This window comes from Vibrio xiamenensis (assembly GCF_900100015.1).
GTDB lineage: Bacteria > Pseudomonadota > Gammaproteobacteria > Enterobacterales > Vibrionaceae > Vibrio > Vibrio xiamenensis.
Window position 1 is genome coordinate 63,342 of the sequence record NZ_FNDD01000005.1, and the last position, 19,992, is coordinate 83,333.

The following is a 19,992-nucleotide window of genomic DNA, read 5'->3' on the forward strand; positions in this document are numbered from 1 at the left end:
TCTTATTTCATTGCATGACCAAGAGACTGTAGATAGGCAATCAGCGCGTCAATTTCCGCTTTGCCTTCAACGTCTTTTGTCGCGTTGTTAATTTGCTCATCCGTGTATGGCACACCAAATTTGTCGCGGAACAGCTCCATTTTCTGTTTGGTGTACTTCCCATCAAGTTGGTTTTCGGCCAACCATGGGAAGCCGGGCATATTTGATTCAGGAACCAATTCTCGAGGATCCATCAAATGCACGCGATGCCATTCGTCGGAATACCGTCCTCCGACACGAGCGAGATCAGGGCCAGTGCGTTTTGAGCCCCACAGAAACGGATGCTCCCACACGCTTTCGCCCGCAACGGAGTAATGACCATAACGCTCAGTTTCAGAACGGAATGGACGAACCATTTGGCTGTGACAAACGTTACACCCCTCACGAATATAAATATCACGTCCTTCGAGTTGAAGCGCGGTATAGGGTTTTAAGTTTTCAACCGGCTCTGTGGTTTGCTTTTGGAAAATCAGTGGCGTAATTTCCACTAAAGCACCAAGACTTATCGCAAACACAATACAGATAGCCAGAAGCCCAACATTGCGTTCGATGATTTCATGACGATTATTAGAATTAGAACTCATTACTCATCATCTCCTTATGCTGGTTCAGGAATAGCTTTAAGGCTATCTTTCGGGGCAGAAATGGTCTTATACGTGTTATAGGCCATTAAGAACATCCCACTTAAGAAGATAAACCCGCCGATAAAGCGCACCGTGTAAAACGGATACGATGCTTGAACCGACTCAACGAAGCTGTAAGTCAATGTTCCATCAGAGTTGACGGCGCGCCACATCAAACCTTGCATAACACCTGAAATCCACATCGCAACGATGTACAGCACCGTACCGATAGTGGCTAACCAGAAATGCGCGTTGACCAAACCAACCGAATACATGCGTTGTTGACCAAACAAACGTGGAATGAGGTGATAAACCGAACCAATAGATACCATTGCAACCCAGCCCAATGCGCCAGAGTGTACGTGGCCTATTGTCCAGTCAGTATAATGGGATAGGGCATTGACGGTTTTTATCGACATCATCGGGCCTTCAAAGGTCGACATACCATAAAATGACAATGACACGATCAAAAAGCGTAAAATCGGGTCGTAGCGCAGTTTATGCCAAGCACCTGATAGCGTCATGATGCCGTTGATCATGCCGCCCCATGATGGCGCGAACAAGACGAGCGACATCACCATACCCAAAGATTGAGTCCAGTCAGGCAGTGCGGTGTAATGAAGGTGGTGAGGACCCGCCCAGATATACAAAGAGATTAAGGCCCAAAAGTGCACGATGGACAAACGGTAGGAATAAACTGGGCGCTCAGCTTGCTTAGGTACGAAGTAATACATCATTCCAAGGAAACCGGCGGTTAAAAGAAAGCCTACCGCATTATGGCCATACCACCACTGAACCATGGCATCCACGGCACCGGAATAGATGCTGTAGGATTTCATCGCAGACAGCGGAATTGCCATACTGTTAACAATATGAAGGACAGCCACTGTAATAATGAATGCGCCAAAGAACCAGTTTGCAACGTAAATATGCGACGTTCTGCGTTTAACGATGGTGCCAAAGAACACCACTGCGTAAGCGACCCAAACAACGGCGATAAGAATATCGATCGGCCATTCAAGCTCCGCATACTCTTTACTGGTGGTATAACCCAAAGGCAAAGAGATAGCCGCAGACACAATAACGGCTTGCCATCCCCAAAACGTAAAGGCTGCGATTGGCCCACCAAACAAGCGAGTTTGACAGGTACGCTGTACCACGTAATAAGAGGTCGCAAACAATGCGCTGGTACCAAAGGCAAAAATAACGGCGTTTGTATGAAGTGGCCGCAGACGACTGTATGTCAGCCACGGCGTATCAAAGTTTAGCTGTGGCCAAACTAATTGAGCGGCAATCAAAACACCCACGCCCATGCCGACAATTCCCCACAAAATAGTCACGAGGGTAAACTGACGAACGACCGTATAGTTGTAGTTTTGCTCAAGCTGCGTTTCTTGGCTCATTTGCATGCTTCCAAATTTGTAATTAACTAAGCTTTACTTCCAACACGACTCATGTCGTAATGCCACCCAAATTATCCAGAAAATCACGCTTATTCATGGAGTTAATTTTCCAAATCGATTTTAAAAAAAGCAGCATTTTCAAGCGATAACTATAATTCATTTAACATTTTAATGACAGGGCAGTAACCCTTACAAACGTTCTGGTTAAGGGCTTTTATGTCAAAACTTTGAACTTTGTTGCATGGAGACCGTAAATCAATGCCAGTACAGAAGCTCACGCCAGCAAGGCTCACACAAATCAGTATCATGTTAGCCATCTTAATTGCGGCATTTATTTGGCGAACGTATCAGCATCAACCCCAAACGACACCAAACAACACATGCGTGATTCAAGACAAGCAATGCAGCAGCGATATTGCTCAAACTAAAATCCAGATAAAACAGATTGACGCACAGCACCTAAGGATTCTAAAACCAAGCTCGAACTGGAAACTGAATCGGTTCGGTAATGAACAGGTACAAGTTGACGCGCGAGACACGCATTGGAATATCACAACAAACGCCAAGCAGTTCAAGGTAGAGTTTCAAGCGCCAGACCAAACACAGCACGTCCTCAACATTTCTATGCCGTAACGTGATTTACAAAAGCAAAACCAGGCGCCTAATAATCAGAGTGTGATTCGTAGATTAACAAACTGATTATTAGGTATTTTATGGTAAATAACAATTATGTTTAATGACAAAGGAAGAAATGAGGATAGAGGGACATGTATCAGCGTAAAAGGTAATGTTCTTATCTACATGGATATATAATTTAACATAATATACATAATGCGAACTAAGATTGCGGTAATTTGAGGCGCTGCTACGTGAAATCTGGCTGTGTTATCAGAGCTAGTCTGGATAGATTTTAAATACGGCGCTGTCGTTTGTAACAAATGGCTGTTTCGAACTGTGTGTTTGATTCTATGGATTGTCTGTTATGTTGGCTTTGTTTGAGATGGTTAGATTAGAAATCGAGTCAGGCTTTATGCTTGATGCTTGTTTTTTTACCTAGCGTAAAGCCTTAACTCATTTTATTGCTTGGCATACATCAATGGTGTTTAACGCGCTTGCCAGATGCACTGAATCCTTGATGAGGAAAGACATTTTTAATTCGCTGTTGTACTTTCTTGGGCATTTGCTTGGAAAATACCAACTTAAACCCAGAGCGGCGCTGATACACTTTAAGATCGCCATCAAACGGCGTAACTTCTGCGATTTCTGCAACGTTGTGTTTAAACTTTGGCGGAAAATGACCTTTTGATTTCGTTATGTGTCCATCTTTAAATTCAACTTTAAGTACCGGTCGGTCGACCACAAAAAGCCAGAAAATAACGATGGCGGCAATCAAAATTACATACAACATAACGATGTTCCTCGCTTAAATGGTTTAATCAGAAAGCAATTTGCTTAAGTCTTCTTTTAAACTGCTGACCGTTCGGCTGGCTTTTTCGCTACGAGATGCTTCTGAAAGCAGATATTCAATGGCATCTGATAAAGTACAGCCAAGTTCGTTCGCACGTTGAGAGAGTTTCTCCCATACACGGTAGTCTAAATCGATTGATTTCTTTTTAGTGTGAACTTGCTCAGCATTAAAGTGACGTTTTCGTTTGGCACGAATCGCTTGTTTGAGTTTATTGTTTAGCTCAAACGCCATATGATTATCAATCCACTCGGTCACTTTGGTGGGCTCATGCTCGATTTCAACGAGAATTTTTATAGCAGCATCAGCTTCACTGGTATCGATATGGCGAGTGATGTTTTCACCCTCTTTCCATTTTTTTATCAGATACTTCCACTTCCAACCACATTCTAGGTTTTCGAGCTGTTGATATTTCATGAGTGTGTTCCTTGATCCTTTGAGTGACAGCGTAACCCAGACAACTGTCAACTACAATTTTTTTTGGTTAAAACTAGATGGAGATCATTAGCTCTATGCCCTGTCTCCCTTTTTCTATATAATTTGCCCCCTTTATAAAGCAATCAGTTACTGTTCGATGAACCAAGAGACCTGGCATTCCCTCGTACCTAATTACGACATTTACGAAAAAAAAATTAATCAAGTTAGCGAGTTAGCATCGCCCAGTTTTTGGTGTGCTCAAAAACGTCTCCAGCAATCGTTGTCGGCATTTGTAAACAGCAACGCTTCAAAGATTTGTTTAGTTAACGCGCCAGATAACGCCTTGTACCGCCGTTTGATCTGCTCTCAGCTACAGACATTCACCAGTGCGCCGGTGTTGACAACAGAGTCCCAAAATATCCAAGACATACTCGGTCATTACTCGGCATCCGAAACGGGTGAACTCAATGTCTATCGGCCTGGTTTATTCGTCGATGCACAAAATGGCTTTCTTATAGTATCTGCGACCCTTTTGCTCAAAAACGGTGATAATTGGCCACATATAAAAGCGGCGTTAATGCAAAATGAATTAAGTCCGTTATCCATCAACAAGAACTTGCTTGCGAATCCAATTACAGAAACCACAAGCGCCAAAATCTTGGTTGTGGGCGATCGCAATCAACTCGCCGATCTCGATTTTATTGAGCCTGATTTATTAACTGGGTTTGGTATGTTCGGCGAGATGGAGCTTGAACTTGCGCTGAATGAACAGTCGATTGATGATTATTTAAGTTTTGTGAAATGGTTGGAATGTGAGTATCAATTGCCAACCTTGGGTTCAAGTGCCATTCAGGCGCTAATGAGCGCCAGTGCAAGGTTTAGCGAAGATCAAAATTACATGTCGCTGGATGTATTTTGGAATCGCGCATTACTCACCGAAGCGTCGGTTTTGGCAACGGATAAACTACAGCTTGATGCCCTTGCGATAGAAACTGCACTCGATAAACGTTACCAGCGAGAGAATTATCTTCCTGAACGTGCTCTTTCAGATATCTTAGATGGCCAAGTGATTATCGAAACTGACGGAGAGCGCGTCGGACAAGTCAATGGTTTAACGGTAGTTGATATTCCTGGGCATCCGTTAGCATACGGTGAACCAGCGCGTATTTCGTGCGTCATTCATTTCGGTGACGGTGATATTGCCGATGTAGAACGAAAAGCAGAGCTTGGCGGTAATCTCCACGCAAAAGGCATGATGATCATGCAAGCATTTGTCAGCAGTGAGCTTAATCTTGATGAACCATTACCCTACTCGGCTTCCGTGGTTTTTGAGCAGTCTTATTGCGAAGTTGACGGTGACAGTGCATCGCTGGCTGAACTATGCAGCTTTGTGAGTGCGCTCTCTGAGTACCCTATTAATCAGCAAATTGCCGTTACTGGTGCAGTTGACCAGTTTGGCCGTGTACAAGCCGTTGGTGGCCTAAACGAAAAAATCGAAGGTTTCTACCGCGTTTGCCAGTATCAAGGCTTCACTGGTCAGCAAGGCGTGATATTACCTAAATCTAACTTGAAGCATTTGGCACTTAATAAAGATGTCATCCATAGTATCAAGAATGGCGACTTTCATATTTGGTCGGTTTCTCATGTTGATGAAGCCATCCCATTAATTATGGGTAAACCGTTTCGCGGTGAAGATGAATCGAGTGTGATAAGTAAAATCGCAGAACGTATTGAAAACTATGAAAAGCATGAACATCCTCCTACTATTGTGGAACATATCAAAAACTGGTTCGTTAAGCACTGATCGGAGTTGTTTAGCTTACACGTGTTCACTAACATGCTGCTATCAAAACTTGGAGTAAGCGAATAATGCAAAACAGACGTGAATCATACAATCGTGACGATCTACTAGCCTCAAGCCAAGGTGAACTTTTTGGCCCAGGTTATCCTCAACTTCCAGCACCAAACATGTTGATGATGGATCGTATTAGCAAGATGTCTGAAACTGAAGGCGAATTCGGTAAAGGTCTTATCCTAGCAGAATTAGATATCACACCAGATTTGTGGTTCTTTGACTGTCACTTCCCTGGAGACCCAGTAATGCCGGGCTGCTTGGGTCTTGATGCTATGTGGCAATTAGTTGGCTTCTTCCTTGGTTGGGTTGGCGGCAAAGGTAAAGGCCGTGCTCTGGGTGTTGGCGAAGTAAAATTCACCGGTCAAATTCTCCCTACGGCGAAAAAAGTCACTTACGAAATCAATATGAAGCGCGTTGTGAACCGTAAATTAGTGATGGGCCTAGCCGATGGCCGCGTGTTAGTGGATGGAAAAGAAATCTACGTAGCGAAAGACTTAAAAGTCGGTCTTTTCCAAGATACTTCTGCGTTTTAAGCATTAACTGATTGATTAAGCGACTCTTCTGAGTCGCTTTTTTGTTACCAAGATAGTTAGTTATAGTGCATTAAAGTGTATTTAAAAGCCCCTAATCAAGGGGCAAATTGTATGTGGAGTAAAAGTTATTTATAGAGACCCATTTGTTTCTCTTCTCTAGCGTCGCGCCAGCCTCCTAACCAATATGATCGTGCATCCATCTGAGAATACGGGCAAGCTTCTACAGAACGCCCATTGAGGCCAGCTTTATAACCTTGAGATTGAGCTCGCTCTAGGCGGTCACGCTTTTGTCTCTTCATCATGTCATCCTCATACACTGTGATTTGTATATTACAAAATACTGTTACGAATTGATGGAGTTTTTGTGACTCCACAATTAAGGATCGATCATTTTTCGGTCTTTCTCAAGGCGAAAAAAAGCACAGATCCATTTTTGTGAACCTGTGCTCTAGATGAAAATTTGACCTATTTTTTACGGAACCGAATAAAGCCTAACAAGGTCAGAGTGATCCAACCAAGCGAGCCGCCACTGCGTGACACGGTCACCTCAGTTTCACCACGAGTTTCGATATCAGAATTGGTCGCGCCACTGATCGGTGTTAAACGTACCGCAACGATTTTTTCATCTTGCGTACCAGCACCACAGGTCGAATCAATATTTGTCGTGTCATACCCACCCGCGCAGTAATACGCTGTCGCAGCAATAACGCCATCATCGTTAATATCAGATGCTTTAAAAATACGATACTGGTTATTGTTTGATGACGCAGAACCATCATTGGTTAAATCATCCAGATAATATGCGGTATTGCCAAACACATCGCGAGGATTATTGGTACTACCAGACACTTTCAAAGGCGCGATAAAGCCGCGCTGCGCGCGTGGGTTACCATTGATTTCTCGATGAGTTTCATAGTCGATGGTACCAACCACTTCGTTGTAGTTGTTAATTGCACCCGCTTCACCATTGGCACCTGAGAAGAAGATGCTGCCTGAGAACTCTTTATAGCTTGGCGATGCAACGTTAGTCACGTAAAACAACCCGTTGGCATAAGCACCGTTACGCGCTTCTTCAAGCTTAGCGGTACCAATAGCAACTTTGTTGTCGTTAACCGATGTCAGTACCGAGTTTGCATAATCGTCTTCTACATCGTATTTAAAGTTACTAACGAAGGTATTACTCCAAGTCGCGCCTGAGTCCGTTGACTTAAACACACTGGCAATCAAACGTTCTTTGCTGTTTGAGTTATAACCCACCGCATACAAAGTGCTGTTGTCGGAATCGTAAATAATGTCACGGGCGCTACCTTGCGGTGCAACACTAGAACTGGCTTCCGCACTTACCCAAGATATTTGCGTAGGCTCGCCATCAACCCAAACTGTCGCTTTAGAAGTACTTGATTCATCGTCATATTCTGTAGAAATACTACCCACTGTATAAGTACTTGACCCATCGCTGATTTGATTCCAAGCATGTGACGCCGTAAAGGTACCCGAAGATGGTAAATCTAACGAAGAACCATCGACAAACGCTGTAGTGCGAAGTGAGTCGCCCTCATACGCGTTACCTATGACTACACCATCACTATTAATAGCATTGACAACCGTATTCTCACTGGCGACTTCACTTGACGTACTATACAAATAGGCAATGGAGTTATCATAATTACCGTTTAACTCGTAAGAATAGCCTTCCCATTGCTCTTCAGCCCAATCTTCACACAGTGAATCGGTGTAGCCCAAGAAAACGTTACAGTAGTCTTCAAAACCATCGTAATCATCAGCTAAATATTCGTAGCCGTAGCGCAAGAAAAACGGCGCTTCATCACGGTAACTAAACCCCTCAGGGTATTTTTTAGTTTCCACCGCAATATCATAGTCGGTCGCCGTACAGCCAGTCGTCCAACACGAAGTACTTGAGTCAGCTTCTGATACCGGCGAGCTTTGACCAATCGCGACACCGTAAGTGTCAACATCTGTGCCTTCCGGTGCGTATTGTGTCACGTTATAAATCGCTGCATTGGCACTTAATGCGGTGAACACCGTAGCTGCGACAGCTGACAATTTAAATGTTTTACTACTCATTTTAATTTTAACTATTCCTGTTGCATCGATTCGAGCTCTTCCCAGCGCTCAAATGCAATTTCTAAATCTTGTTCAGCTTGTGAAAGCTTGTCCAACACGGGTTGCGTTGATTCGACGTCTTGGCTGAAAAAGTTGGGATCATTAACCTGCATTTGCAAGGCTTCAATATCACTTTCCAACTGCTCTAAACGCGCGGGTAACTCTTCAAGCTCACGCTGTAACTTGTAGGATAACTTCTTCGCTTTTGGCTTTTCTGCAGCGATTTGCTTAGTTTCCGACTCGAGCGGCGTTTTCACCACTTTCGCGGGCTCACTGCGTCTTGCGGCTTTGGCTTGCTCACGCTGCTGCTGCGCATCGTGATAGCCACCAACAAACTCTTCGATTTTGCCATCACCTTCGAATATCCAACTGGTGGTCACCGTATTATCGACAAATTGACGATCGTGGCTCACCAGAAGCAAAGTACCCTGATAATTGGCAAGCAAATCTTCCAAAAGTTCCAATGTTTCGATATCTAGATCGTTAGTTGGTTCATCTAACACCAACAAATTGTTTGGTCTCAGGAAAATACGCGCTAATAGTAAGCGGTTTTTCTCGCCGCCAGACAAGGCTTTGACGGGCGTTCTTGCTCGTTTTGGCGCAAATAAGAAATCTTGCAAGTAGCTCAGCGCGTGACGCTGACGACCACCGACCATAACTTCTTGTTTTCCATCGGCCAAATTATCAATGACCGACTTTTCAGGATCGAGCACTTCACGATATTGGTCGAAATAGGCAACCTCAAGCTTAGTACCACAGTGTAAACGACCGCTGTCTGCCTCTAGCGAGCCCAGTAGCAACTTAAGTAAGGTACTTTTACCGCAGCCGTTTGGCCCGATAAGAGCGATACGGTCCCCTCGCATGATATTGAAACTAAAGTCTTTAACAATCGATTTATCATCAATTTGATAACTCAAATGCTCAGCTTCAAAGACGATTTTTCCAGAGCGTGATGCATCATCGATTTGAATGTTTGCTTTCCCCTGCACTTCACGACGATCTTGACGCTCTTCACGGAGTTTTTTCAAGGCACGGACGCGCCCCTCATTGCGAGTACGTCGCGCTTTGATCCCTTGACGAATCCACACTTCTTCTTGAGCGAGCTTTTTGTCAAACTCCGCGTTCTGCATCTCTTCAACACGTAACATTTCTTCTTTTTCAGTCAGATAGTTATCGTAATCACCAGGAAAAGAGTTGAGTTGTCCGCGGTCAAGGTCAACAATGCGTGTTGCCATCGACTTAATAAATGCACGGTCGTGAGAAATAAAGATGATCGAACCGCGAAAGTCTTTTAAAAACGTTTCTAGCCACTCAATGGTGGTAACGTCGAGATGGTTGGTTGGTTCGTCGAGCAATAACACGTCAGGATCCGAAACCAGTGCGCGTGCCAAAGCCGCTTTACGCTGCCAACCACCCGATAAATCCGTCAACTTGGTGTGCGGGTCTAACGCCAGAGCAGAAAGTACGTTTTTGATCCGATCTTCAAATCGCCACGCACCGGAGTGTTCAAGCTGCTCTTGAATACGAGCTAACTTGTTGATATTCGCATCTGATGGGTCGTGAGCAATCAGATCTAATTGATCTTGGTAGATCTTTAAGGTTTCGCCCACCTCGGCAAGCCCACCCGAGACATAATCAAACACTGTACCTTGCTCATTACGCGGTGGATCTTGCTCTAAACGAGATACCACCACATCTTGAGTAATCTGTAGTTTGCCATCATCAAGCTGGACTTCACGTGCCAACACCTTCATCAATGTTGATTTACCCGCGCCATTACGCCCAACCAGACAGACGCGCTCGTTTTCTTGCAAAGCAAAATCAGCATGATCGAGCAACGGATGATCGCCGAAAGCCAAAAGCCCATTATGAATGGTAAGTAACGCCATTTTTATTCAACCACTCTTTCAATTCTTGTAAATTAAACGGCCAAAATAGCTCTTCGCCGTCGATATGTGCTACTGGTATCGTGACGCCGTAACGAGAAAACAGTGCGTCGTTAAATGCGATATCAATAACGTCGATTTTATCTAATATATTCAGCTCTTTAAATAAAGCTAATGCCATCTCACAGAGATGGCATCCAGACGTGCTATATAAAGTAATCATTGGCCCGTTTGGCAATGTTCCACCAACCAACAGTTATGAATTTGCTTGTTACGAGCAAAGTCCATTGGCAATGTTTTCGCTGAAATGTTGCGAGCACTCAAGCCAATCTCTTTAAGTGAATCTTCGTCCATTTTGAAATGACGCTTATTGTTAGAAAACACAATCACTCCGTTTGGACGCAGCAAGCGTTTCAAATTACGCATCAACTGAATGTGGTCACGTTGTACATCAAAGCTCTGCTCCATACGTTTTGAGTTTGAAAACGTTGGTGGGTCAATAAAAATCAGGTCGTATTCACCGCTCGCTTTTTCCAGCCATTGCAGGCAATCCGCTTGAATATATTGGTGCTGACGCCCCACCAAACCATTGAGCTTCATATTTTCTTTAGCCCAATCAAGATAAGTATTAGACATATCTACCGTGGTGGTTGAACGAGCTCCGCCCTTCGCCGCGTGCACGGTCGCAGAGCCGGTATAAGCAAACAGGTTAAGAAAATCTTTGCCGCTCGACATTTCTCCCAGCATTTTGCGGGTTAACTTATGATCAAGGAACAGACCGGTATCGAGATAATCGTATAAATTGACTTGTAACGTGACACCGTATTCATTGACTTGCAGTGTTTCAGATTGTTGAGCCAACTTTTGGTATTGAGCGCGGCCTTTTTGACGTTCACGTACTTTGAGCACCACGTTATTGGCATCCACTTCGGTCACGCCGATCGTCGCACGAATAATATCAGTGAGTCGGCGTTTTGCTGTCTCTTCGGGAATGCTCTTTGGCGCCGAATATTCTTGAATAACCAGATGGTCTTGGTATCTATCAATCGCCACGTTGTAATCGGGTAAATCGGCATCATAAATACGGTAGCAGTCGAGTTTCTCTTTACGTGCCCATTTGCCAATCTTGGCAATGTTCTTCTTGAGACGATTGGAGAAATCCGGCGCAACCACTGCCTGCTCAACAACTTGGTTGCCATCGTTTGCCGTTTGCTGACTACGAGCAGAAATTGAGTAGTTCTTTTGGTGACACGGTAACGCACCATTATTCAATTTAAACTGTTTCTCTGCTCGCATGCGCAAACAGCTGAGCAATTCGTCTGAACTCGAGAAAATGGATGCCTGACAACCACCAAAATGTGCTTTTAGCTGAGCGCCAAATGCAGTGTAGAGCGCAATCAGACCTGGATGCGTGCCTAGGCGTTCGCCGTAAGGCGGGTTACAAATGATCACACCGTTTTCAAAACCTTGTGGGCAAGTCAAGGTTGCCGCATCACCCAGCGAGAAATCGATAAGCTCGTCAACACCGGCACGTTTCGCGTTTTCGCGTGCGATATTTAATACCCGCTCGTCGTTATCGAAACCATAGAACTTAGCGTCAACTTTTTTGACACCACGTCTTGCTTGCACACTGGCTTCAGATTTAATTTGTGCCCAAAGTTCACGGTCAAAATCTTCTAGCGATTCAAAGCACCAATACTTGCGATTCACTCCAGGCGCCATGTTGGCCGCGATCATCGCCGCCTCGATAAGCAGAGTTCCCGAACCACACATAGGGTCTAGCAGTTGTTTACTGTTGTCCCAGCCACTACGTAGCACAATTGCCGCAGCCAAGGTTTCGCGAAGTGGCGCTTTACCAGAAGCAGGACGATAGCCGCGCTGGTGAAGCCCAGCACCCACCATATCAATGCCAAGCAAAGCATTTTCTTTGTGTAAACGAACGTGAATGCGAAGATCAGGTTGATCTTTATCGATCGTCGGGCGCGGTAGATTACGTTTATTGAAAGCATCCACTATCGCGTCTTTGACCTTCATCGCGCCATACTGACTGTTGCGTATTTCGCGATTAGTGCCGTTGAAATCGACGACAAACTTCTTCGAGCTATGGAACTGGCCTACCCAGTTAATCGCTGCGGTCGATAAATACAGATCCATATCATCTTGGCAGTTAAATTCCGACAGAATTCGTACAAAGCGAGATGCAAGCCGACTCCATAAACAACAACGATAAATCTGCTCGTTGGTCGCCTTAAATTTTACGCCAGCTTGAACAGGACTTGGATTTTCGATTCCTAACTGAGCAAGCTCGTCAGCCAGTAAATTTTCCAGCCCGTTAGAAGTAACCGCGAGATAGTGGTGCATAGTGCTCTTTTTTACTCTGAAAATGACTGCTGATTATAAACAATTCCACCTCAAGAACATAAACCTTAACCAAGATAAATCCCAAATAGTCATCTGTTCGGTCATTTAATCGCCACATCAATCGTTTCTGGTCGATATATCGCTTGGCACATTTAGCCGACACTCAATTTCACCGTATTACGTTGCTTAAAAGCGAAGTGAATACTTATTCGCACCCAATTTGGTCTATACCAGCAGTGGTTTTTGGCTGTAATTTAGTTACAAAAAGCACTCAATAGAGGAATATTTGGTGAATTACCGAAGGATGGTCTTAGAAAAAGGTGAAATTTCGAGCTTAAAAAAACAGCTATTTTTCCAACCTATCTCACATTTGAGTGGCAAACATCACCGCTGTGTATCATCCAAGAGGCTCAAAAATTGAGCTTTAATATGAATAAATGGTGACCAATTCAGGATTGAAATTGGTGTTAAGTTCGGAGGATTGTCATTGAGGCAAAAAAAATCGGCCATAGGCCGATTGGGAAAGTAAAACAAAAAGGAACGAAAGGGCTTCAACCTACCATAGCGATAGGTTGAACAAGGAACTCGTGATTGATGCATACCATTCTGTCATGCATCACTTTAATGGCTTCGCCAAATTTCAGCGTTTTACTACCATTTAATGGAAATTCGTCCAAACTTATTGACGCACACAAGCTGGCATTATCGCCGACTTCAAGGACGATACACTGGTTTTCACCATAGCCATTTGCAAGACTGACTAAATCACCTTCTTGCGGTACATAACTGCCGTCTGAACGACGGTCAAAGAACCAACTCTTAGGCTGTACGGGCTTATGGAAACGCTTTGCAGCTACGCAATACAATAGCAACTCCGCTTGTCTTGGCTGACTAAGCGCCAAAAGGCCAACTTGTTCTTTGTAAGTTTGGAAAGCAGAGGCATCATCAACAGAAAACTCATTGACGCCTTGTGCACATTCGACAATCAGTTTTTGAGAAAGGTTGGTCTTAAATACCATGTCTTGACCTAGATCCAGCATTAAATAGCCTTCTCCATCGTCATAGTACCAAGTCCACATATCATTGGGCTTAAGCATTGTTCCAATTCTCTCTAAATGTGATTGATTAAAACAAGGTAAAACGCTTAATTACCTTTCCGAACATGCTGACAATTCTATAAGCGCGTAAAGGAAAAAAAAGAGGAAATGATTTCTCATTCCCTCTTCTAAAAATCAATTATTTAGATAAATGAAACTGTGACGACGTCACTTTCTAGATGTTCTTGACGATCTCCGCAACCAGCCCTGGACCTTTGTAAATAAATCCAGAGTAAACTTGCACAAGTTTAGATCCTGCCATCAGTTTTTCTTTTGCTGACACAAAAGAATCAACACCACCTACCCCAATGATCGGCAATTTATCGCCAAGTTCTTGGTGTAACAAGCGGATCACTTCCGTACTTCGTGATTGCAAAGGACGTCCACTCAAACCGCCCGCTTCATTAGCATGCTTCATGCCTTCAACAATGGTGCGGTCTAGCGTGGTATTAGTTGCAATCACGCCATCGATGTTATTTTTGATCAAAGATTCGCAGATCTGCTTGAGTTCTTGATCACTAAGATCTGGTGCGATCTTTAATGCGACGGGAACATATTTGCCATGTTTTTCAGCAAGTTCCGCCTGCTTATTTTTCAAAGCTACCAAAAGATCATCCAAGGCTTCACCGTATTGCAGCGTTCTCAATCCTGGCGTGTTAGGCGATGAAATATTTACCGCGATATAGCCAGCGTACTCGTACACTTTTTCCATACAGATAAGGTAATCTTGCGCCCCATCTTCAATTGGCGTGTCTTTATTTTTGCCAATATTGATGCCCAGAACACAGTCAAACTTGGCTTTTTTCACATTCTCGATCAAATGATCAACGCCTAGGTTATTGAAACCCATGCGGTTGATAATACCTTCCGCCTCGACAAGACGAAATAAACGAGGTTGATCGTTACCCGGTTGCGGACGTGGTGTCACCGTTCCGACTTCAACAAAACCAAATCCCATCGCATCGAACGCTTCGATACACTCGCCGTTTTTATCAAGCCCAGCGGCCAAACCGACAGGATTACGAAAAGTGATGCCCATGCACTCTACTGGACGATGAGGAAGTTGTTGACGATAGAAAAGATCGAGAGGTGTACCGGTGAAACGTTTGAAATTTTGGATTGCTAGATCATGCGCCTTTTCGGCATCTAGTTGGAAAAAGCCAGCTCTGGCTAAACGGTAAAGCATTGTGCCTCCGAAAGAAAAAACCCCGTATAAACGGGGTCTTATTATTTACTCATTTGCCGAACAATTCAAATTTAAAAGCATTAATTCTCTTAATGCGACTGAGAATTTGGCAAATTCGTGCACGCTACCGACTTTAAATTCGTTAAGAATGTTTTCCCAACGTTTTAGCGCAAGCTCATTGGTTTGGATCCAAACTTGTAAAGCATCAAGTACATCCACTTTATCATCAAGATGACAACTCAACACTTGACCTGTTAATTGGCGCTGCTGCCAATCCAGATCTTCACGAAACGCCGCTCGAGCCAGTGCTTGCCAGTTATTATCCACCGCTTGATGGTTAATTTGCTGCAAGAACCAATGCAATGATAAACGGTCACCCAAGTTAAAGTACAACTTAGCGCTTTGTTCAACAGATTTGCCTTTTTCACGGGATACTGTTGATATATCCAGTACTGACTGTAAACTCGACAAACGCGAAACATAATTGGCCGTTTGTTTATCAATGCCCTGTTCTATCCAGGCTTTGGCCATTTGATTGTGTTCTTCGACTTCACTTGGTACCAACATTTGATCAAGTTGCTCTGTTATGATCAACACATCTGGCTGGTAAAGTTTGACCAAATCTTTGACACTCTGATTGCTGCCTCGGTTATTACGTAGTAACCAACGTGACAAACGGCGCAGCGTACGGCGCACATAGTAGATCACATCATACTGAGCACTGGTCGTGGCTTTATTGTCCAGCAATCGAATCGCCGCAAAAACTTTTTCAAAGCCATAAATTTCTCGCGCCGCCGAATAAGCATTGGCAACTTCAACTACGCTGGCGCCCGTTTCTTCTTGCAAGCGAGTGACGAAATTGCACCCCATTTCATTGACCATCTGATTGGCCAGTGCGGTGGCAATGATTTCTGCACGCAGCGGATGCGTGTTCATCTGTTGCACGTAGTGACGGCGTAACTCAGTTGGGAAGTAATTCGCTAGCTGCTGATGATGGTATTCGTCATTAGCGATATCGTCGTGGGCCAACTCTTCTTTAAGTACCATTTTACCGTACGCAACCAATACAGAGAGTTCTGGACGAGTCAGACCGAACCCCTGCTTTTCGCGTTCGAGCAAGGTTTCGTCATCCGGAATATACTCAAGGGCGCGATCTAGATGACCCGATTTTTCCATTGCATGGATAAAACGAATTTGCTCTTTAACCAAACTAATCCCTTGCTGCTCTGTAACCGAAATCGATTCGGACTGTAAATAAGCATCTTCAAGTACAATATGACCGACTTCTTCTTCCATCGAATTCAGGATCGTATTGCGCTGTTTGATCGTCATATCGCCATTGGCAACCAAGCCATTTAAGAAGATCTTAATGTTGACTTCATTATCCGAGCAATCAACGCCGCCGACGTTATCGACAAAATCGGTGTTGACTCGTCCGCCATTCAACGCATATTCAATACGACTTAACTGCGTCATGCCTAAGTTGCCACCTTCACCGACAACTTTAGCTTTTAACTCGCGGCCATCAACACGCAACACGTCGTTAGCACGGTCGCCGACATCGGTATGAGTCTCTTTTGATGATTTTACGTAAGTGCCGATACCACCATTCCACAGTAAATCAACAGGCATTTTGAGGATCATTTTGATCAGCTCATTCGGTGCCAATGCCGCTTTTTTGGTACCAAGCATCTTTTGAATTTCTGGAGACAGAACGATCGATTTGGCTTTGCGAGAAAAAATGCCGCCGCCTTTTGAAATTAATGCGGAATCATAATCTTCCCAGCTTGAACGCGGTAAGTTGAATAGGCGTTCACGTTCCAGCCAGCTCTTTTGGGCATTCGGTGTTGGGTCGATAAAAATATGCATGTGGTTAAACGCAGCCTGCAGGCAAATGTGTTTCGAAAGCAACATACCGTTACCAAATACATCGCCTGCCATATCGCCAATACCCACCGCAGTGAAATCTGTGGTTTGGCAGTCAATCCCCATTTCACGGAAGTGACGTTTTACCGACTCCCATCCACCTTTTGCGGTGATGCCCATCGCTTTATGGTCGTAACCGTTCGAGCCACCGGATGCAAATGCATCCCCCAGCCAGAAGTTGTATTCAGCAGAAACAGAGTTGGCAAGATCCGAAAACGTCGCCGTTCCTTTATCCGCGGCAACCACCAAATAAGGATCGTCTTCATCATGACGCACCACGTTTTCAGGTGCCACAATATTGCCATCCACAATGTTGTCAGACACATCAAGCAGTGCACGAATAAAACGTTTGTAACAACGTTGACCTTCGGCAAAAATCTCATCACGATTAGATAGCCCAGGTTGACGTTTGCAAACGAAGCCACCTTTGGCACCCACTGGCACAATTACGGTATTCTTAACTTGTTGCGCTTTCACCAAACCGAGGATCTCAGTTCGAAAATCTTCTTGGCGATCCGACCAACGTAATCCGCCACGAGCCACTTTTCCGCCGCGCAGGTGCACGCCTTCGAAATCGGCAGCGTAGACGAAAATCTCAAATGCCGGCACCGGCTGTGGAATTTCGGGGATCTCATTTGGTCGCATTTTCAAAGACAACCAAGCTTTGGCTTGTTGCTGTTCATCACGTTGATAATAGTTGGTGCGCAATGTCGCGACGATCATTTCCATGTAACGACGCACAATACGATCATCATCCAAGCTTTCCACGCGATCCAACTGCTCGGTAATACTATTGATGATCAGTTGCTCTTGCTTACTGCCTTTTGATTGTGGATCAAAACGGGCGGCAAACAAATCCACCAACGCTTTGGCCAAATCAGGATAATGATTCAAGGTCTCTTCGATGTAGTGCTGACTAAATGGGAAGCCGACTTGACGCATATATCTGGCGTAAGCACGTAAAATCGAAATTTCACGTCCGGTCAATGAAGCACCGAGAACCAAACGGTTAAAGCCATCACTTTCAAGTTCGCCCTGCCAAATAGCCGCAAAAGCTTGTTGGAAACGATCACGCGCTTCGCCAAGATCAACACTTTTATCACTCTTATGCAGCATCGAAAAATCAAGGATCCAATAAACTTGACCATTAGCTTTGTGCACTTCATAAGGAGATTCGCCAATCACACGCAGACCTAAATTCTCCAGCATCGGCATCACATCGGATAGATGGATCGGTTCATCACGGTGATAAAGTTTGAAACGCACCGCTTTTGAATCACGGCCCAGTTCTTGTGGCCTGTAGAACAGCATGCCCAATTTGTTGTCATCACTCAGCGCTTCAAGGCGCACGATGTCATCAACCGCGGAACCAGGCATCACATCTTCTTTATACGATCTTGGAAATGCACGCATGTAAGCTTTTGATAATGAAAGACCTTTGCTTTCACCAATGTTTGCAACGATCGCTTCAGAGAGTCTGTCGTCCCAAGTAACGGATGCTTCCATCAAATTTTGCTCTATTGTTTTGACATCGACTGGAATGTTGTTGTTTTCTACACGCACTATGTAGTGTGTACGTGCCAAAGGGCTTTCCGAAAAATACGTGGTGAACTCAACGTCCTGTTCACAGCCGAAAGACTGTTTAAGAATTCGTTGAGTGTGACGGCGTAACTCGGTGTTATAACGGTCTTTGGTGACATAAACCATGCAACTGAAGAAACGTCCGAATGGGTCTTTGCGTACAAAAACACGAATTAAATCGCGGTCTTGCATCTGCACAACACCCATTCCAACTTCGAGAAGTTCTTCTTCCCGCGCTTGAAGCAGTTCGTCACGCGGATAGTTTTCTAAAATATTGTGGAGCGCTTTATAAGAATAGGAACCGTGACGGTATGCACTGGCACTAAGAATGCGTTCAACTTTTTCACGAATCAGAGGAATACTTTCGACGCTTTGGTTATACACGGCTGAAGTGTAAAGCCCGGTAAAACGATGTTCACCGATCACTTTTCCATTGTTATCAAACTTCTTAATCCCAATGTAATCGGTATATGCAGGACGATGAATCCGCGACTGGTAATTGCCTTTGGTCAAAATCAGATAGAAAGGTTTTCTCGCTTCAAGGCGAGCGGACTCTGAAAACTCGGACAATTTTACACTGCGCACACGCGCCGGATTGGAAAATAATCCAAGCCCAGGCTCTTTGGTTGGACACAACTCAGTTTCATCATCTTGATTGACCAAGTCGTATTCTTTGTAACCCATAAACGTAAAATTGTGATTCCCTAACCAACGCAGAAATTCGATGGTTTCTTTTGCGCGGTCACCTTCGATGGCAACTTTGTCTTTCATGGCTTCAACTTCTGCCACGACTTGCGCAAGTTTGTCTGACATTTTTTGCCAATCGTTAACCACTAAACGAGTGTCAGACAAAATACTTAATAATTCTTCCTTGAGTGATGTCATCGCCTGTTTGTCACTGAGACGATCGACTTCAATGTGAAACAGTGAAACCAGCTCACCGTCACCACTGTTAATCGCTGTAATATTCCCTTTTTTAGCGCGTTGAATTTGAGTTGGCCCATGCAACATTAAGTGCGATGCCAGATCCAACCGGCTAAGTGCCATTTTTATCGAGTCAACCAAAAATGGGCTGTCTGGAAGAACAAGTTCCACAATAGTGTGGGTAGATTGCCATCCTTGGCGACTGATGGTTGGGTTGAAAACCCGAACCGAAATATCCGAAGGCGTGATGTCTTTGATGTGCTGCCACAAACTCAGAACAGCACCATATAGATCGGACTCATTCCTTTGCATGAGGTCATCATGCGATATGTTGCTAAAAAGATGTTGGGCGAGTTGGGTTACTAGCGGTTGATCGGCCGGCTCGAGTTTGTCATCAATTAAGTTGTAGACTTTTTCGAGCAGTACCGGCATCAATGTTTCACGAGCGGTCATAATCACACTCCAAGATTAGAATTATCTGTTTTTATTAGGGATATTTTAAGCATAGCGCTTAACACTGGTAATGCGGTTTTATTGTAAAAGCTTTATTGATAAAACGTTATCGCTTTTCC

15 protein-coding genes are annotated in these 19,992 nt (G+C 44.3%); 3 read left to right on the forward strand and 12 right to left on the reverse strand.

Annotated features, from left to right (window positions below):
* Nucleotides 1-2: 2 nt before the first annotated feature.
* The gene (gene ccoO, locus BLS03_RS05870) at nt 3-623 is read right to left on the reverse strand and encodes a cytochrome-c oxidase, cbb3-type subunit II (RefSeq protein ID WP_093270758.1); all 621 of its coding nucleotides are present in this window, start codon (nt 621-623) and stop codon (nt 3-5) included.
* Nucleotides 624-637: 14 nt separating this feature from the next.
* Nucleotides 638-2,065 carry a cytochrome-c oxidase, cbb3-type subunit I gene (gene ccoN / locus BLS03_RS05875; protein ID WP_176765534.1) on the reverse strand — a complete coding sequence of 476 codons (1,428 nt, stop codon included), beginning with the start codon at nt 2,063-2,065 and terminating at the stop codon, nt 638-640.
* Between the two features lie 258 nt (nt 2,066-2,323).
* Between ccoN and BLS03_RS05880 the strand changes: the two genes are divergently transcribed.
* The gene (locus BLS03_RS05880; RefSeq protein ID WP_093270764.1) at nt 2,324-2,698 is read left to right on the forward strand and encodes a hypothetical protein; all 375 of its coding nucleotides are present in this window, start codon (nt 2,324-2,326) and stop codon (nt 2,696-2,698) included.
* A gap of 460 nt (nt 2,699-3,158) precedes the next feature.
* On the opposite strand, the gene BLS03_RS05885 is transcribed toward BLS03_RS05880, so the two are convergent.
* Together BLS03_RS05885 and matP are read right to left on the reverse strand one after the other, a co-directional pair.
* Nucleotides 3,159-3,473, reverse strand: a complete 315-nt coding sequence (locus BLS03_RS05885; RefSeq protein WP_093270767.1) for a DUF3634 family protein — start codon at nt 3,471-3,473, stop codon at nt 3,159-3,161.
* Between the two features lie 24 nt (nt 3,474-3,497).
* Nucleotides 3,498-3,947: a macrodomain Ter protein MatP gene (matP, locus tag BLS03_RS05890; protein ID WP_093270770.1), complete on the reverse strand. Its 450-nt coding sequence runs from the start codon at nt 3,945-3,947 to the stop codon at nt 3,498-3,500.
* A gap of 157 nt (nt 3,948-4,104) precedes the next feature.
* Between matP and BLS03_RS05895 the strand changes: the two genes are divergently transcribed.
* Together BLS03_RS05895 and fabA are read left to right on the forward strand one after the other, a co-directional pair.
* Nucleotides 4,105-5,751, forward strand: coding sequence for a S16 family serine protease (locus tag BLS03_RS05895; protein WP_093270772.1), 1,647 nt, complete (start codon nt 4,105-4,107; stop codon nt 5,749-5,751).
* Between the two features lie 65 nt (nt 5,752-5,816).
* On the forward strand, nt 5,817-6,335 hold the full coding sequence (gene fabA / locus BLS03_RS05900; protein WP_093270775.1) for a bifunctional 3-hydroxydecanoyl-ACP dehydratase/trans-2-decenoyl-ACP isomerase: 519 nt from the start codon (nt 5,817-5,819) through the stop codon (nt 6,333-6,335).
* Nucleotides 6,336-6,460: 125 nt separating this feature from the next.
* Here the strand turns inward: fabA and rmf are convergent, their stop codons facing one another.
* The 8 genes from rmf to BLS03_RS05940 all read right to left on the reverse strand — a co-directional run bounded on the left by rmf (nt 6,461) and on the right by BLS03_RS05940 (nt 19,873).
* On the reverse strand, nt 6,461-6,634 hold the full coding sequence (gene rmf, locus BLS03_RS05905; protein ID WP_093271109.1) for a ribosome modulation factor: 174 nt from the start codon (nt 6,632-6,634) through the stop codon (nt 6,461-6,463).
* Nucleotides 6,635-6,800: 166 nt separating this feature from the next.
* Nucleotides 6,801-8,420 (reverse strand): DUF3466 family protein, encoded by a 1,620-nt coding sequence (locus BLS03_RS05910; protein WP_093270778.1) that lies wholly within the window; start codon nt 8,418-8,420, stop codon nt 6,801-6,803.
* Between the two features lie 11 nt (nt 8,421-8,431).
* Nucleotides 8,432-10,348 (reverse strand): ABC transporter ATP-binding protein, encoded by a 1,917-nt coding sequence (locus BLS03_RS05915; RefSeq protein WP_093270781.1) that lies wholly within the window; start codon nt 10,346-10,348, stop codon nt 8,432-8,434.
* Complete coding sequence (locus tag BLS03_RS05920) at nt 10,326-10,568, reverse strand: glutaredoxin family protein (protein WP_093270784.1); 243 nt, start codon at nt 10,566-10,568, stop codon at nt 10,326-10,328. The genes BLS03_RS05915 and BLS03_RS05920 overlap by 23 nt, the downstream gene beginning before the upstream one ends.
* Nucleotides 10,565-12,706, reverse strand: a complete 2,142-nt coding sequence (rlmKL, locus tag BLS03_RS05925; protein ID WP_093270788.1) for a bifunctional 23S rRNA (guanine(2069)-N(7))-methyltransferase RlmK/23S rRNA (guanine(2445)-N(2))-methyltransferase RlmL — start codon at nt 12,704-12,706, stop codon at nt 10,565-10,567. Before rlmKL ends, BLS03_RS05920 begins: the two co-directional genes overlap by 4 nt.
* A gap of 551 nt (nt 12,707-13,257) precedes the next feature.
* A complete protein-coding gene (locus tag BLS03_RS05930) occupies nt 13,258-13,803 on the reverse strand; it encodes a cell division protein ZapC (RefSeq protein ID WP_093270791.1) in 546 nt (181 codons plus the stop codon).
* Nucleotides 13,804-13,978: 175 nt separating this feature from the next.
* Nucleotides 13,979-14,989 (reverse strand): quinone-dependent dihydroorotate dehydrogenase, encoded by a 1,011-nt coding sequence (gene pyrD / locus BLS03_RS05935; protein WP_093270794.1) that lies wholly within the window; start codon nt 14,987-14,989, stop codon nt 13,979-13,981.
* 45 nt (nt 14,990-15,034) lie between these two features.
* Complete coding sequence (locus BLS03_RS05940; protein WP_093270796.1) at nt 15,035-19,873, reverse strand: NAD-glutamate dehydrogenase; 4,839 nt, start codon at nt 19,871-19,873, stop codon at nt 15,035-15,037.
* Nucleotides 19,874-19,992: the final 119 nt, after the last annotated feature.